Below are 17,531 nucleotides of genomic sequence, written 5' to 3'. Positions count from 1 at the left end.
AGCCTCTTCTATTCAAATTAACTAATTGAAATTAGTTATAAGAAACAGTAAATGTTACTGGAACACTTAAGATGTCTGGAGCAACGCCATCAGCTTTAGTTAACAATAAAGAAGCTTTAACAGGGATAGATGCACCACCGTCTTTTTTAACTGCTTCAGCTAAAGTTACTTCTGCATCTTGGTTAGGCAGAAGTTTAACAGCACCTGATTCCAGTTTAACTGCTAAAGATTTAGCATCTTTGTTAGCAAATAACTCAGGGAAACCAGTTGCTTCTTGACCTTGTGCGTAAACGTTCATAGTTGTGTCTGAACCATCTTTAGAACAGTTAGTCAGAACCAAGCTAAAATCTTTCGCATCACCTAACATATCGTTGACTTTTTTGCCTGTAGTTTGGTCAACTGTGAATACACCCCAGTCAATTACAGAGCCTTTAGTAGTAGAGGTAACGTCACAAGATGCAGCACGTAATTGTGCTTTAAAAGTAACTTCTGCACCTTTTTTACCGTCTGCTGCTAATGCAGAACCAGCGACCATAGAACCTGCTAATACTGCTAAAACTGCTAATTTTTTGTTGAATAACATATGTAAATACCTCTGTATTTATGTCGTCATGTAAGTAGTGAAAGACACATTTTTTTATTAAAAGCCAAACTCACAACATCCATTTACAGTGCTAAAGTCATTTTTATGAGCTTGGCGAAGTTGCTGTTAACTTTATTCAAGCCAACATTAAGAGCATTAAAAATCCTTTTAATCCCCTTTGTTAAAACCAAGTCAGTAGAACTGGCTTTAAAAAAGAGCTATTTCTATATCGCCAAATTTGAGAGACCAGAATCAATATAGAAATAGTAAAGATGGACAAAAATTTAAAACATTAGAGAGTTCGATTAATTCTTATTACTTCCTATGCTAAAATCACAGGTCAATATATAAACCACATAGCATTTAGTTACTCATTTCTGACTCAACCATTCCTATTTCAAACAAGCAAAAATACTTGGCTAAGTTTTCAAACGCTCTCCTGCTTTCTGAGAACAATTCTAAGACAACAATATTTATTGTCAAAATAACGCATCTGGAGACGCAACAATAGGCAATAAATCTATAATTAAAAATTAATATAGATTTAAATTCGTTATTATAGGCTTTATGATATGTTTGAGAGCGTTACTTAGGTTAATTTATATAAATTGAAACCCAGCTACTTATAATTATTTCAAGTTGTAAAAGGTTGTGTAAATGAGCGTCATTTTATTTAATATCGAAAAATTGCAAATTTTATATATATTAATCCAACCGAATGAATAAGGGTTACATTACCCCCATCGAGTTAGCTTAAAACCAGATTATTATCTCATACTGAACAATCCTCATAAGATAAGTCTTAATTGAAATTTACGTTAAATAACAAACAAAAAACGCATACTTTGTATTTGTTTTGTTAAAGCAAATAATCATTTTTGTTTCAGTTAAATTTATGTAATTCATCTGCTGTACTCGTTTCAACCAAGTCCATTTTCAGATAATCGTTTGCTTATGTTTACTTTTAAATAAAAATTATATAGATAACATATTTACTTAGTTATTTTCTGTCCCCTGAAAGCCTATGCGCTTTCAATACCAAAAATATGATAAACTTATGAGCAGTAAATTTTTGCGTTTTTCGAAGCTGGGGTCAGTAAAATGAAAAAAATGAGTGAAGAGAAAATACTTGTGATGGCAGAGCGCATTTGCCAATCAAGAGGCGTTAGATTGACTCCACAAAGAGAAACTGTGTTACGCCTTATCGCGCAACAACATGGCGCAATCAGTGCTTATGATTTATTAGACTTGCTACGCGAAGTTGAACCGCAAGCAAAGCCCCCAACCGTTTACCGCGGGTTAGAGTTTTTAATGGAACAAGGCTTTATTCATAAAATAGAGTCAACCAACAGCTACGTCGTTTGCCATCACTTTGATAATCCCAGCCATATTTCAGTGATGTTGATTTGCGATAATTGCGGGAGCGTAACTGAAAGTGATTGTGCGACAATAGAAGCAGCCATCATTAGTTTGGCAGAAACCAACCAATTCCGTTTACGCCATACTGTGGTTGAGAACCATGGTCTATGTAAAAACTGTGATGAAATTGATAGCTGCCAAGATCACGCGCATTGTGGCCATGACCATGAACACCCTGTCATTACCAAGAGAAAGTAATGAATGATGTTGTAGAATCCATGATGTTACTTATATAAGAAAAGAATACGAAAAGTAATATAAAGAAAGGATATAAAAGAAAGGAAGTAAAGCAGGCAGATCTCTATACATCAATTTGAAATCTGCCAGCAATCATGGAAAAATCAAACAAGCAGCACACCGCTACCTACCTGATAATCTAAGAATCAATACCAATCGCTATTACGGATCACACCAACAGCCAAGCCTTCAATAGTGAAGCTTTGTTCACGTAAATCGACAATAATCGGAGCAAACTCTGGATTTTCGGCGATTAATTCGACACGGTTACCTTGCTGTTTAAAACGTTTAACTGTAACTTCATCATCAATACGCGCCACAATAACTTGGCCATTATGTGCATTTTGTGTTTTATGTACTGCTAATAAATCACCATCCATAATACCGATATCTTTCATCGACATACCATTCACACGTAAGAGAAAATCTGCGTGAGGTTTGAAGAGTTCTGGATCAACTTGGTAGTGACTTTCAATATGTTCTTGTGCTAATAAAGGTTCGCCAGCGGCAACACGCCCAATCAAAGGTAGCCCTTGATCATCAGGTTCTTCTTCAAGAAGTAGGCGGATACCCCGTGATGCCCCAGAAACAATTTCAATTACACCCTTGCGTGCCAAGGCTTTTAAATGTTCTTCTGCCGCATTAGGCGAACGAAAACCAAGGCTTGCTGCTATTTCAGCACGTGTAGGAGGCATACCTGTTTGCGAAATGTGGTCACGCACCAGATCGTAAACCTGCTGTTGTCGAGCCGTCAGTGCTTTCATCCCGTTCCCCTGTTTGTTTATACAGTCAGACTGTGAGTATATACAGGTAAATGAAGATTTGAAACAGTTAAATCACTGAATTTAGTATTTGTTATCGATTTACTTTCTTTTCCCAAATTTCAATGGCTTTTCGTCGCTATCCCGCAAAATAACGTTGCCATAATACCAATGCCCAAATAAACAGTGCTAAGCCAATACTGACAAACACAGCGGCAGAGCCAATATCTTTAGCGCGCCCTGAAAGTTCATGATATTCACTACCAATACGGTCAACAACGGCTTCTATTGCACTATTGAGTAGCTCGACGATAGCCACCAGCACGACGGAGCTTATCAACAATATTCTATCCACATAGCTGATATCTAAGCAAAAGGCGATAATAATCGCAATCACCGCAGCCACAGATTCCTGACGAAATGCCGCTTCATTTACCCACGCTGCTTTTAGCCCTTTAAGGGAGTATCCCGCTGCTTTAATCACACGGGTAAAGCCCTTAGTTTGACTTGCCATATTTATTCCTTAAAAAATACAAACAATAATCGATTTTTACGGTCAAAGTGAATTGTCAGTAACAGATCTGCCAGTGGATTTCTGGTATGATTGCGCAGCATTGTTAACAAGAGGCTATAATCATTTATGTCACTATGGCGTAAAATATATTACAACACGTTGAATTTACCACTTAAATTATTGGTAAAAAGTAAACTAATTCCATCGGACCCAATTACAGAATTGCAGCTTGATACTAACAGGCCAACGCTGTATGTATTGCCTTATCATTCTAAGTCCGACCTCCTAACGCTACGGCATCAATGCTTGGCTATCGGTTTGCCTGACCCTTTGGTTGATAACGACATCAATGGCACCAAGCTTCCTGCCTATGTGTTTATCGATGATGGCCCGCGCGTATTTCGCTATTATTCACCGGATCCGCGTAAAGATTCCGTCAAAACATTCCATGCATATTTAGATTTGCACAAAAATAATCCAAATCTGGATATTCAAATGCTACCTGCATCGGTCATGTTTGGGCGATCCCCTGGTCGTGAAGGGCATACCCCTGCTCCCCCACTCAAGCTATTAAATGGGGTGCAAAAATTCTTCGCTATCCTATGGTTAGGTCGCGATAGTTTTGTTCGCCTATCGCCACCTGTTTCGATTGGGAAAATGGCACAGGACCACGGCACAGACACCATTATTGCCAATAAATTAGCACGTGTCGCCCGTATTCACTATTCGCGCCAACGCCTTGCGGCGGTCGGCCCGAAACTGCCAGCACGCTATGAACTGTTCAATAAGCTTTTGACATCAAAAGCGATTGAAAAAGCCGTCGAAGACGAAGCACGCAGTAAAAAAATTCCATTGAAGAAAGCGCAGCAAAATGCGGTGAATATGATGGAAGAAATTGCCGCTAATTTCTCCTATGAAGCCGTGCGTTTAACAGACCGCGTACTGAGCTGGACATGGAATCGCCTCTATCAAGGCATTAACGTGCAACATGCTGAGCGTGTTCGCCAATTAGCGCAAGATGGTCATGAAATTGTGTATGTGCCTTCCCACCGAAGCCACATGGACTACTTACTGCTTTCCTATGTCCTTTACCATCAAGGCTTAGTTCCCCCGCACATCGCCGCTGGGATCAACTTAAACTTCTGGCCTGCCGGCCCGATTTTCCGCCGTCTTGGCGCATTCTTTATCCGCCGAACCTTTAAAGGAAATAAACTCTATTCCACGGTTTTCCGTGAATACTTAAGCGAGCTGTTTGCTCGCGGCTATTCTATTGAGTATTTCGTTGAAGGTGGACGTTCCCGAACAGGCCGTTTATTGCAGCCAAAAACCGGAACGCTGTCGATGACATTGCAAGCCATGCTTCGCGGTGACTCACGCCCTATCACTATCGTGCCTATTTATATTGGCTACGAACACGTGATGGAAGTGGGTACCTATGCAAAAGAGCTGCGTGGTGCAGAAAAAGAGAAAGAAGGCTTATTTTCAATGATCCGCGGCTTGCGCAAACTGCGTAACTTAGGTCAAGGGTATGTGAACTTTGGTCAGCCAATTTCTCTTTCTCATTATCTTAATCAGCGTGTACCTGATTGGCGTGATTCGATTGACCCCATTGAGCCACAACGTCCGTCTTGGTTAAACCCAACGGTCAGCTCGTTAGCAGATAACATCATGGTGAATATCAATAACGCTGCTGCTGCTAATGCCATCAACTTGTGTGCCACCGCTTTGCTAGCTTCACGTCAGCGTTCATTAACCCGTGAGCAGCTCATTGAGCAAGTGGAATGCTATCTGCAATTATTGCGCAATGCGCCATACACGGCTGATGCAACAACGCCAAATAAAACCGCGGAACAGCTGCTCGAACATGCTTTGCAAATGGATAAATTCGAAGTAGAAAAAGACAGCATGGGGGATATTATTATTCTTCCTCGTGAAAATGCCGTTTTAATGACCTACTACCGTAACAATATCCATCACTTACTGGTATTGCCGTCATTAATTACCAGTATTGTATTGCACCATGAGCGCATCAGTCGCCAAGATATTCACCAACAAGTCAGCCAAATCTATCCGTTCTTAAAAGCTGAACTGTTTATGCGTTATAACGACGAACAGTTACGTGAAACGGTTGATACTCTGATTGATGAGCTGAATAATCAGAAGCTTATCTGCTTAAGAGACGACGAAATGGTGGTACTGAACCCGCGCCGTATTCGTCCATTACAGCTCTTAGCTGCTGGAGTCCGTGAAACACTACAACGCTACGCTATCACGCTGTCATTACTTAATGCCAGCCCTGAAATCAGCCGTAATACGTTGGAAAAAGAAAGCCGCATCCTTGCGCAGCGCCTTTCTGTACTGCACGGCATTAACGCCCCTGAGTTCTTTGATAAAGCGGTATTTTCAACGCTTGTTGATACACTTAGGGAAGAAGGCTATATCGATAACAATGAAAACGATATCTTCACCACTAACGCCCAAAAACTGTATGCGGTTCTTGCGCGGTTAATGTCACCAGAAATTCGTTTAACCATTGAAAGTGTTAGCCAAAGCGATGAGCTTTCAGAAGAGAAAAAAGTCGCAATACCTGATGAATCAGCTCAAACCACAGAGCCAGAAAAAGACTAATCCGGTTTTGTAAGCCAATAAAAAGCAAAAAGGTAATGTTGAAAAACATTACCTTTTTTGTTGGGCCATTGAACATCAATTCACACGTTAAAAATAACTCACCATGATGCCAATAAACAAAATCAAGCCAACGAAGTTATTATTCATGAAAGCCTTAAAGCAAGGGGCACGTTCGCGATTCACCATCAACTGTTGCTGATAAACAAATAACCCCGCAACCAGCGCCAGTGAAAGATAATAAATTATTCCTAAACCTGCCAATAAACCCACGGCCACCAGCAAGCCAACCATCAGCAATTGCAGTAATCCAATAATCAGTTTGTCATACTGGCCAAATAAAATCGCCGTTGATTTCACGCCAATTTTTAAGTCATCGTCTCGGTCAACCATCGCATACTGTGTATCGTAAATGACAGACCAAATGATATTCACGATGAATAAAACCCAACATACCAACGGTAGCGATTCACCGACTGCCGAGAAGGACATCGGTATCGACCAACCAAACGCCGCACCCAGTACAACCTGAGGTAAGTGGCTGACCCTTTTAACAAAAGGATAAATCCACGCTAAGGCAAGCCCCGCAATGGATAACCAAATCGTCATTGAATTCAGTGTTAATACTAACAAGAAAGACACACCGACTAGACTAACAAATAAAATTTTTGCTTCTTTTTCAGTGACATCACCACTGGGTAATGGGCGATGCTTAGTTCGCTCTACATGACCATCAAAATGGCGATCAGCAAAATCATTGATCACGCAACCCGCGGCACGCATAAAGAATACCCCCGCAGTAAACACGATCAAAATATGTAAATTTGGCGTGCTTTGAGCGGCTATCCATAGTGCCCAATACGTCGGCCACAGTAACAACAGTGAACCAATGGGTCTATCAATACGCATTAAACGGCTGTATGCATGCCATTTACTCAGCGTCATACTTCCCTCCACTTTGTCGTGCTCCTTTTCTCATTCCATCATACTTCAAAATAGGTAGGTGTTCACACTACTCAGTATGGTAAATCGCGGATTTTTGTATGTTTGTATCGCGTTTTGCCAAAATCTACAGTTTGAAATAACTTGGACAGTTAACGATATGCAGGTGATTCAGGTAAAAATATTTCGGTTAACAACAATGGCTTATCAGATAACCTTAATCGAGAGCGGCGAACCCAACGTTCTGCGCAACAACCAATATGGATATAGTCACGCGTTAGATTATCTCGACTAAATAAATAGCGTCCCAAGGGCATGCGACCAATATCCACCAATTGTTGGTCATCATCAGTCAATGTTTCTTCAGGAATGACCGTCCGGCCTAGCAACCATGGAATACCATCCCCGTACATAACCACTTCGCGTACCCAATAACGGTGACTTACTGGTAAATTTTGTACTTCTTCCGCACTTAGCAATGCTTGCGACACATAGCGTTCTAAATACGGTATGACGGTAACTTGCTGGCTGTGTTGTTCAAAACGTTTTGTCATGGAGCCAAGTTCGAGTAACCAATCGAGTGTGTTAGCGGGAACTCTTTCATCATCCTGCGCAATCCATTCGATTGGCTGCGAGGTAAATAGCGTTTCATCCATTACGTAAATTCCACCATGAATAACATGGTTATGATTTCTATATTTCTTGCCAAATAGGATATCACGTTGTTTTGCTACAAGGTTAAAGTTAGCTAACAATTTATATAAAAAGTCACAAATTCAACACAAATTGTAAAAAAACAGTGAAAAATTTTCCAATTAATAACAAGTTGTGAACAATAATAAAATTCATTAATATATTAACAATTAGGCTTATATCAAACCAATTTTATGATTTTAATGAAAAGAAAACGGGAAGTTGCTTACACGACTTCCCGCTTAATTTTCGACGTTATTTCAATGGATAATTAACGCCAGGCTTTATAGCTGTTAATCAAACCATTGGTTGAGCTGTCATGGCTGCTGACTTTTTCACTGTTTTCTAATTCAGGCAGGATGCGGCTCGCTAACTGTTTGCCTAATTCTACGCCCCACTGGTCAAACGTGAAGATGTTCAAAATCGCCCCTTGGGTAAAGATTTTGTGCTCATACATCGCGATTAATGCACCTAATGAATATGGCGTGATTTCTTTGAGTAAAATCGAGTTAGTTGGGCGGTTACCTTCAAACACTTTATACGGCGCAACATATTCCATATCCGCCACGGATTTACCTTGTGCTGCAAATTCAGCGTCCACTACTTCACGCGTTTTCCCAAATGCTAACGCTTCTGTTTGCGCAAAAAAGTTCGAAAGCAGTTTCTCGTGGTGATCACCCAGCGGGTTATGTGTGACGGCTGGCGCAATAAAGTCACAAGGGATCATTTTTGTCCCTTGGTGGATTAATTGATAAAACGCATGTTGCCCGTTTGTCCCAGGCTCACCCCAAATAATTGGGCCTGTTTGGTAAGAAACGGCTTTTCCATCACGGCCAATGTACTTACCGTTAGATTCCATATTGCCTTGTTGGAAGTATGCCGCAAAGCGGTGCATGTATTGATCGTATGGCAGAATCGCTTCAGTTTCCGATTCAAAAAAATTGTTGTACCAAATGCCAATCAACCCTAACAATACTGGGATGTTTTTCTCCAGTGGTGTTTGGGTGAAATGCTTATCCATTGCATGAGCGCCGTTCAATAATTGAATGAAATTATCAAAACCAACAGATAAAATGATAGATAAACCAATCGCTGACCATAATGAATAGCGACCACCAACCCAATCCCAGAACTCAAACATATTGTTGGTATCAATACCAAACTTAGCGACTTCTTCACCATTGGTGGACAACGCCACAAAGTGCTTAGCCACTTGGCTTTCATCTTTTGCGGATGCTAAGAACCAATCACGGGCTGAATGTGCGTTGGTCATGGTCTCTTGCGTGGTGAATGTTTTGGACGCAATCAGGAACAATGTGGTTTCTGGATTCAGTTTTTTCAACGTTTCTGCAATTTGAGTGCCATCCACGTTAGAAACAAAATGCATATTCAGGTGGTTTTTATAAGGGCGTAATGCTTCAGTCACCATGAATGGGCCAAGGTCAGAACCGCCAATCCCGATATTCACCACATCAGTAATCGCCTTACCCGTAAAGCCTTTCCACTCACCGCTGATAATGCGTTGGCTAAACTGTTTCATTTTTTCTAGCACCGCATTGACGTCTGGCATGACATCTTTGCCATCCACATAAACAGGCGTATTATCGCGATTACGTAATGCCGTGTGCAGCACCGCACGGTCTTCCGTACGGTTAATTTTCTCACCGTTGAACATACTACTAATGGCATTTTCTAGCTCAGTTTCTTTTGCCAGTGCCAATAAATTGTCTAAGGTTTCTTGCGTTATTCTGTTTTTGGAGAAATCCACTAAGATTTGACCATCGAACGTTGCCGAAAATTTAGTAAAGCGGTCTTTATCTTGCTCGAACAAATCACGCATATGCACATCTTTCATTTGTGCAAAATGTTGCTCTAGCGCGCGCCATGCAGCCGTTTGGCTTGGATTAATACTTCTCATGGATAACACTCTCCAAACAATTTTTAATAGAAATAGATTGTAACCCGTCAAGGAAACAGGACTTATCGGTTTTCTGCGTTATATTGATATTCCCCAATTCTGCCGCACTTTTCCAGACTTAATTATCCCTTTTATTGAAATACGCACTTTCAATGCCATTTAACTGAAAAATGGCGACGGGTGCAGATAGACCGATAAATCGATAAAAGTCGTTGATTCGGCTATCTGAACGCAGTCAACACCCATGCAGCTCGAAGGATGACGAGTATATTGAGAAAACCGATAATAAATCCCCCATCATTAGAATTACTGATTTGCTTCGATTCTTGATTGACGCGCTTCTATTTACCCGATAAATCTATATAAAGTTTAGGTTTAACCAAAGGGATTGACACCATGAATATCGTAGCGTCTTCGTCAGACAACAATCAGTTTGTTATTGCAAAATTTGGTGGCACCAGTGTCGCGAACTTTGAGGCAATGAACAACAGTGCAAACATTGTTCTTTCCAACCCCAACGTGCGCGTTGTGGTTCTTTCCGCCTCCGCAGGCATTACTAACTTACTGATTGAATTGGCTGAGGGTTGTGACGCTGATAAACGCAATGAGCTGCTACAAAAGGTTAAAGATATTCAATATGCGATTATTGATAACCTACAGACCGCTGACGTTATTCGTGAAGAGATCAATCGCTTACTGGATAATATTGCCCATTTAGCGGATTCCGCCTCTCTCGCCACTTCTGATGCATTGACTGATGAAATGGTCAGTCATGGGGAATTAATGTCGACACTGCTTTTTGTCGAAGTTTTACGCCAGCGCAGTGCCAACTCACAATGGTTTGATGTGCGTAAAGTGATGAGAACCAATGACAGCTTTGGCCGTGCAGAGCCTGATCTCGATCAGTTAAAAGCCCTTGCCGAGCAACATTTACACCCTCGCTTAGCTGAGTCAGTCGTGATTACACAAGGCTTTATTGGCCGCGATGAAAAAGGCCGTACAACCACACTGGGCCGCGGTGGCAGTGACTATACGGCAGCGCTATTAGCTGAGGTACTGAATTTATCCCGAGTGGATATTTGGACAGATGTTCCTGGTATCTACAGCACTGACCCGCGCGTTGTGCCAAACGCACAGCGTATCGATGAAATCGCCTTTGATGAAGCGGCGGAAATGGCAACTTTTGGGGCTAAAATTCTGCACCCAGCCACCTTGCTTCCCGCGGTACGTGCCGGTATTCCCGTGTTTGTAGGCTCGAGTAAAGACCCAGAAGCCGGTGGAACCATTGTTAGTGACAAAACCACTAACCCACCGCAATTCAGAGCATTAGCATTGCGTCGCAAACAAACGTTATTAACGCTACACAGCCTGAAAATGCTGCATGCACGTGGTTTCTTGGCTGAAATTTTTACCATTTTATTACGCCACAATATTTCTGTAGACTTAATTACCACCTCAGAAGTCAGTGTTGCGCTCACACTTGATACGACAGGATCGACAGGCACCAATGGTAGCTTATTAACCAACGCATTGATGACTGAGCTGTCTGCGTTATGCCGCGTCGAAGTTGAAGAGAACTTAGCGTTAGTGGCAATTATCGGTAACGAGTTATCGCAAGTGAATGGCCTTGGAAAACAAATTTTCGGGGCATTAGAGTCTTTCAATATTCGCATGATCAGCTACGGTGCTAGCAGTCACAATATCTGCCTACTGGTTCCGGGTAATGATGCGGAAGATATCGTTCGGACATTACACAGTAATTTGTTCGAATAATTCACACCTCCCATTCCCAAAAATAAAAGGCGATCTTCATGATCGCCTTTTCATTGAGCATTTAACGCTTTTTCGCATTTTCCATCGACTGACTGATGTTATCGGTATAACGCAGCATCGAGGCTTTAACCTCTTTATTATTCTGCAAAAGTGCCAAATTACGTTTTGCCGTTTCATTCCCGAGTTCTGCGGCTCGCTCAAACCACATCACGGAGCGGAAAATATTTTTCTCCCCACCTTCACCGCGAGCGTACATCACCGCTAAGTTATTTTGTGCATCACTATTTTTCTTAAACGCGACTTTTTCTAGAAGCTGGCGTGCTTTTTGTGAATTCTGTGCAACGCCAGTCCCTGTTAAATAGAAAATCGCTAATTGGTTTTTCGCGTCAAGGCTATCATCTTCCGCCAGCTGCAACCAATTGACGATATCCTTGATATCCACATCATTTAATTCACCAGCAACATACATCTTCGCCAATTTAATTTGCGCATCATTAGCCTCATCCTTGGCTAATGCTTTATAGAGTTCGATGGCTTTAGCTGGATTTTTCGCAATACCGCCTAACCCTTTTTCATAAAATTCAGCCACTTTCATACCCGCATCCAGCGACTCATTTTGCGCAGCACGCTCGTACCAAACAAATGCCTCCGCTAAATCTTTCCCTACACCATCGCCTGACTCATAGGCATTTGCGATAGCCAGTTGCGCATCGACATTATTTTGCTGCGCTGCTCGTTTATACCAGTACATTGCTTGGTAGCCATTTTTTTCGATAAGTAGATGGCCTTGATGGTAAAAATCACCCATATTATTTTGCGCAATCGCAGAGCCCATATTGGCCGCTTGGCGATATAAATAAATAGCGGTTTCGTCATCTTTTTCAACACCTTCGCCATTTTCATACATCACAGCAAGGTTGTTGACTGCGGCGGCAATATTGTTGACAGCACTTCGCTCATACCATTCACGAGCTTTTTCATAATCCACGTTCCCACCAAGGCCGTCATGGTAAAAAAGCCCCATGGCAAATTGTGCATTGGCATGTTCTTGCTCTGCGGCTTCGGAATACCACACTTTGGCTTTCTTAAAGTTTTGTGTGACGCCGAGTCCGTGTTCATAAAAATAGCCCAACGCATATTGGCAATACGCATCACCTTTTTCTGCACCACGGCGATACCAACGCTCCGCTTGTTTATATTCCTCTTGGTTTTGTAACAACATACCGAGGTAATAATCCCCATCAGTATTATCTAAATCAGAGACCTTTTTAAACCAACGATAAGCCTCTTTATCATTAACCTGTAAAAAACCGGTCCCTTCCATATAGGCCAGCCCGACATCCACCATCGCATCAACATCCCCTTCCTTGGCTGATTTTAATTTTGCTTTAAAATCATCTGGAAGCACGACATCGTTAGTCTGCCCCGTCGTTTCAGCTGGCTTATTTTTGGTGGAAGGCGCTTCAGAAGTGGCTTGAGCCACAGATGCTGCACTCAAACAGACTGCTAGAAATAAATACCGTAATTTCATCACCATTACCCATTCATTGGCGTTATATCATTAACATAACATTCCAATAGGAAATCCATAAGGGATACAAGCTGAAAAAACGCGATTAGAAAGGAATTTCGGCGAAAAATTTAGGTGATGTTCATGTCTTGCTGAACGACCATCACCTAAATCCGAGATTAAACAATTAAAGGCTTAATTAACGCGGTAACCACCATGTTTGCTGGCGAATAAGTTGAACTTACCCCATTCAATCAGTAAATGTTCCAGCTTTTGATGGCTAATTTTGCACAATTCTGAAATTTGCGATACCACAAAGTGGTTTTCACTCACCAACTCGGGAGCAAAAACCTCTGCTATCCACTCACACTCTTTGGTCGTGACCAACCAACCATCATTAGTGGAAAACTTATGGACAGGGATCATGCCTTCTTTGCTACTTTCTTGCGATAGTAGTTTGTTTTCATCTACTTGCGCTTGATGAAATGCAGCAATTTCTTCTTGCGAAGGTACTGGCTCGACGGCTAGACGCTCTTCTAGAAACAAATAAATTTCTTCTGCACGGGCGGGTGTTAACTCGCTTTTTAACCAGATTTGGTTAAAACAGTGCTCATCAAGGGACTCATCGGTATCGAGTTTATCCATGATTTGTAAAATACTCATCATGGCACTGACCGCATCTTCGCTCATAAGAAAAGTGTCAGGCGCCGCACTGTTTTGGATCTGATAAGGAAATGCCACCGATTGCGGCAGTTCATTTTCAATAATAAATTCATAGCTCATCATTGGACCCCTTTAATGTCTTTACCCATAAGATGGTGCCGAACGCCTGAAAAATCAATACGCTGTTTCATCAATCTTCGGGGTCATACCCTAAATTAGGCGCTAACCAACGTTCCAGTTCCGTCACCGACATCCCTTTACGCTGCGAATAGTCCTCTATTTGGTCTTTTTGCAGCTGTGCCACAGCAAAATATTTACTGTCTGGGTGACTAAAATACCATCCCGATACCGCGGCTCCTGGCCACATCGCATAGGAGCTTGTCAGCTTCATCCCCACTTGGTTTTCAACGTCTAGCAACTGCCAAATTTTTTCTTTTTCGGTGTGCTCAGGGCAAGCTGGATACCCCGGTGCAGGGCGGATACCTTGGTAATTTTCGCGGATCAGCTCTTCATTACTCAAGTTTTCATCTGCTGCATAACCCCAATACTGGGTGCGCACTTGCTGGTGCAAATATTCTGCAAAGGCTTCTGCTAGCCTATCCGCCAGCGCTTTGACCATGATTTTATTATAGTCATCATGCTGTTTTTCGTACTCGTCCGCCAGCGCATCCTCTTCGAGGCCACCAGTCACAGCAAACGCCCCAATATAATCGGCATTACCACTATCTTTTGGCGCCACGAAATCCGATAAACAATAGTTCGGAAAATCCGTCTTTAAGGTTTGCTGGCGTAGGTTCAAACTCAGCACTTTCACATGCTTACGCGTTTCATCAGTATAGACTTCAACGTCATCACCAACACGATTAGCTGGGAATAAGCCAAAAATACCTTTTGGTGTCAGTAAGCGCTCATCCTCGAGCTTATCTAACATCTCATTAGCATCATTCAATAACTTACGTGCTTCAGTGCCCACGACTTCATCGTCTAAAATACGCGGATATTTACCCGCTAAAGACCATGTCATGAAAAATGGCGTCCAATCGATATACTCACGTAATGTTGTTATCGAGGCGCTAACTTCTTGAACACCGAGAAATTTTGGCACCGGTGGCTGGTATGCTTGCCAATCAATATTCACCGCATTTGCACGTGCAATATCCAGTGCAACTGGGGGCGTTTTCGGCCGTCTTCTACCATGTTGCAAACGTACTGTGTCATATTCACGACGTGTACGCGCCACGAAATCCACCTTTTGTGTTTCAGATAACAGTGCAGCGACGACGCCTACAGTGCGTGATGCGTTCTGTACATAGGTAGTTGGTCCACTGTAATTCGGCTCAATTTTCACTGCCGTGTGCGCTTTCGAAGTTGTCGCACCACCAATCAATAATGGCAGCGTAAAACCTTGTCTTTCCATCTCTTTTGCTACGTGCACCATTTCATCAAGGGATGGCGTTATCAAACCAGACAGACCGATAATATCGACATTTTGCTCACGCGCCGTTTTTAAAATGGTTTCGCATGGCACCATCACACCTAAGTCAATGATTTCATAGTTATTACACTGTAAAACAACACCAACAATGTTTTTACCTATATCGTGAACATCCCCTTTGACTGTCGCTAACAACACTTTACCTGAGCTGCTACCTGATTGTTTAAGCTCTTGAATATACGGTTCTAAATAAGCGACAGCTTGTTTCATCACGCGAGCCGATTTCACCACCTGTGGTAAGAACATTTTTCCTTCACCAAATAGGTCCCCAACCACGTTCATGCCGTTCATTAATGGCCCTTCAATCACTTCAATTGGGCTTGATGCACGTTGGCGAGTTTCTTCGGTATCTGGAATAATAAATTCGGTAATGCCTTTTACTAGGGCATATTCTAAGCGTTTTTCCACCTCCCAACTGCGCCATTCCGCCTGTTGAACTTGTTGCTCAACTGAACCTGAACCGCGATATTTTTCAGCCAGTTCCAACAAACGTTCGGTGCTATCATCACGGCGGTTTAAAATTACATCTTCGACGGCATCTTTTAACTGTGCAGGCAGGTCGTCATAAATGGCTAATTGCCCCGCGTTGACGATCCCCATATCCATACCATTACGGATCGCGTAATACAGGAACACGGCGTGGATCGCCTCACGAACAGGATCATTTCCTCTAAACGAAAAAGAAACGTTGGAAACACCACCAGAGATCATCGCATGAGGGAGTTGATCTTTAATATCCTTACAGACCTCAATAAAATCAACGGCATAATTATTGTGTTCTTCAATTCCTGTCGCAACAGCAAAAATATTGGGGTCAAAAATAATGTCTTCGGGAGGGAAGCCAACCTCTTCTGTCAAAATTTGGTAAGCACGGCGGCAAATTTCAATTTTCCGTTCGCGAGTATCAGCCTGACCGACCTCATCAAATGCCATGACAACAACAGCAGCGCCGTATTTGCGCAATAATTTGGCGTGTTCAACAAAGGCCTCAACCCCTTCTTTCATTGAAATGGAGTTCACAATACCTTTGCCTTGTATGCACTTAAGGCCTGCTTCGATAACCTCCCACTTTGAGGAGTCGATCATGATTGGTACACGGGCAATATCAGGCTCCCCCGCGATCAGATTAAGAAAACGTACCATGGCCGAATGGGAGTCCAACATGCCTTCGTCCATGTTAATATCAATGACTTGTGCACCACTTTCGACTTGCTGGCGAGCAACATCTAAAGCTTCTTGGTAGTTCTCTTCTTTAATCAATCGCTTGAATTTGGCCGAACCTGTAACGTTTGTTCTTTCCCCTACGTTCACAAACAACGATTTCGCCCCAATATTCAGTGGCTCTAAACCTGAAAGACGGCATTCGACTGGCAAATTAGGTCGTTGGCGCGGCGCTATCCCTTCAACAGCCTCTGCCATTTTGCGAATATGCAGCGGCGTTGTCCCACAACACCCACCGACAATATTCAAGAAACCCGCTTTTGCCCATTCTTGGATTTGCTGCGCCATATTTTGCGCATCGAGGTCATACTCACCAAAAGCATTTGGCAGCCCTGCATTAGGGTGAGCACTCACATAACATTCGGCAATGCGTGATAGCTCTGCAATGTATTGGCGTAATTCATCAGGCCCCAATGCACAATTCAGTCCAAATGATATTGGTTGTGCATGGCGCAATGAGTTATAAAAAGCTTCCGTTGTTTGCCCAGACAACGTTCTACCAGAAGCGTCCGTTATCGTACCTGAGATCATAACAGGCAATGAAACGTTGAGCGCTTCAAGTTCCGTTTCTACTGCAAAAATGGCGGCTTTAGCATTCAACGTATCGAAAATGGTTTCGATCATGATCAGATCAACCCCGCCTTTCACGAGTGATCGTGTGGATTCTCGATAAGCGTCAACCAGTTGATCAAACGTGATATTACGAAATGCAGGATCGTTCACATCAGGGGAAATCGATGCGGTACGATTGGTCGGCCCTAGCACCCCAGCAACATAACGCGGTTTTTCTGGGGTTTTACGTGTCCATTCATCGGCACATTCACGGGCAATACGTGCAGCGACTTCATTAATTTCTGCGGAAAGCGCTTCCATTTTATAATCCGCCATCGCAATAGAGGTGGAGTTAAATGTGTTGGTTTCAACAATATCTGCGCCCGCTTCAAAATATTGACTATGTATTTCTCGAATAATTTCAGGCTGTGTGAGGACTAAGAGGTCATTGTTGCCTTTCAGGTCACTAGGCCAATCCGCAAAACGTTCACCACGAAACTGTTCTTCTGTGAGTTTGTGCTGCTGGATCATTGTCCCCATCGCACCATCTAATACCAATATACGTTTTTTTAATTCTTGTTCTAATTGATTCACTTTTTCGGACACTGCACTGCCCTCCTGATCG

General features: G+C 42.4%; 12 protein-coding genes. 3 read left to right on the top strand and 9 right to left on the bottom strand.

The genetic code is table 11. The annotated features are described in order from the left end of the window. Nucleotides 1-31: 31 nt before the first annotated feature. A complete protein-coding gene (locus AC4IFT_RS17525) occupies nt 32-583 on the bottom strand; it encodes a fimbrial protein (RefSeq protein ID WP_490735948.1) in 552 nt (183 codons plus the stop codon). A gap of 1,101 nt (nt 584-1,684) precedes the next feature. Between AC4IFT_RS17525 and zur the strand changes: the two genes are divergently transcribed. Continuing rightward, nucleotides 1,685-2,200, top strand: a complete 516-nt coding sequence (gene zur, locus AC4IFT_RS17520) for a zinc uptake transcriptional repressor Zur (RefSeq protein WP_490735946.1) — start codon at nt 1,685-1,687, stop codon at nt 2,198-2,200. A gap of 185 nt (nt 2,201-2,385) precedes the next feature. Here zur and lexA read toward each other — a convergent pair whose 3' ends face one another. Both lexA and AC4IFT_RS17510 read right to left on the bottom strand, forming a co-directional pair. Next, entirely contained in the window at nt 2,386-3,003 is a 618-nt protein-coding gene (lexA, locus tag AC4IFT_RS17515) for a transcriptional repressor LexA (RefSeq protein WP_490735944.1), read from the bottom strand. Between the two features lie 136 nt (nt 3,004-3,139). Next, nucleotides 3,140-3,514 (bottom strand): diacylglycerol kinase, encoded by a 375-nt coding sequence (locus AC4IFT_RS17510; protein WP_490735942.1) that lies wholly within the window; start codon nt 3,512-3,514, stop codon nt 3,140-3,142. A 126-nt stretch (nt 3,515-3,640) separates the two neighbouring features. Here AC4IFT_RS17510 and plsB point away from each other — a divergent pair, with 126 nt between their 5' ends. Then, nucleotides 3,641-6,142: a glycerol-3-phosphate 1-O-acyltransferase PlsB gene (gene plsB, locus AC4IFT_RS17505; RefSeq protein WP_490752082.1), complete on the top strand. Its 2,502-nt coding sequence runs from the start codon at nt 3,641-3,643 to the stop codon at nt 6,140-6,142. Between the two features lie 87 nt (nt 6,143-6,229). On the opposite strand, the gene ubiA is transcribed toward plsB, so the two are convergent. From ubiA to pgi, 3 genes are all read right to left on the bottom strand, one after another. Further along, nucleotides 6,230-7,084, bottom strand: coding sequence for a 4-hydroxybenzoate octaprenyltransferase (gene ubiA, locus AC4IFT_RS17500; RefSeq protein WP_490752080.1), 855 nt, complete (start codon nt 7,082-7,084; stop codon nt 6,230-6,232). A gap of 149 nt (nt 7,085-7,233) precedes the next feature. Next, a complete protein-coding gene (gene ubiC, locus AC4IFT_RS17495; RefSeq protein WP_490752078.1) occupies nt 7,234-7,737 on the bottom strand; it encodes a chorismate lyase in 504 nt (167 codons plus the stop codon). A 308-nt stretch (nt 7,738-8,045) separates the two neighbouring features. Then, nucleotides 8,046-9,692: a glucose-6-phosphate isomerase gene (pgi, locus tag AC4IFT_RS17490; RefSeq protein ID WP_490752076.1), complete on the bottom strand. Its 1,647-nt coding sequence runs from the start codon at nt 9,690-9,692 to the stop codon at nt 8,046-8,048. Between the two features lie 396 nt (nt 9,693-10,088). Here pgi and lysC point away from each other — a divergent pair, with 396 nt between their 5' ends. Then, entirely contained in the window at nt 10,089-11,465 is a 1,377-nt protein-coding gene (gene lysC, locus AC4IFT_RS17485) for a lysine-sensitive aspartokinase 3 (RefSeq protein ID WP_490735932.1), read from the top strand. 61 nt (nt 11,466-11,526) lie between these two features. Here lysC and AC4IFT_RS17480 read toward each other — a convergent pair whose 3' ends face one another. The 3 genes from AC4IFT_RS17480 to metH all read right to left on the bottom strand — a co-directional run bounded on the left by AC4IFT_RS17480 (nt 11,527) and on the right by metH (nt 17,512). Continuing rightward, nucleotides 11,527-12,996, bottom strand: coding sequence for a tetratricopeptide repeat protein (locus AC4IFT_RS17480; RefSeq protein ID WP_490735930.1), 1,470 nt, complete (start codon nt 12,994-12,996; stop codon nt 11,527-11,529). Nucleotides 12,997-13,170: 174 nt separating this feature from the next. Continuing rightward, nucleotides 13,171-13,761: a hypothetical protein gene (locus AC4IFT_RS17475; protein ID WP_369511339.1), complete on the bottom strand. Its 591-nt coding sequence runs from the start codon at nt 13,759-13,761 to the stop codon at nt 13,171-13,173. A gap of 67 nt (nt 13,762-13,828) precedes the next feature. After that, nucleotides 13,829-17,512 (bottom strand): methionine synthase, encoded by a 3,684-nt coding sequence (gene metH, locus AC4IFT_RS17470; RefSeq protein WP_490752073.1) that lies wholly within the window; start codon nt 17,510-17,512, stop codon nt 13,829-13,831. Between the last annotated feature and the right edge of the window lie 19 nt (nt 17,513-17,531).

This window comes from Providencia sp. UF-183, from assembly GCF_058246155.1.
Note: the sequence above shows the minus strand (reverse complement) of the source record. Positions and strands in the feature narration are given on the sequence as shown.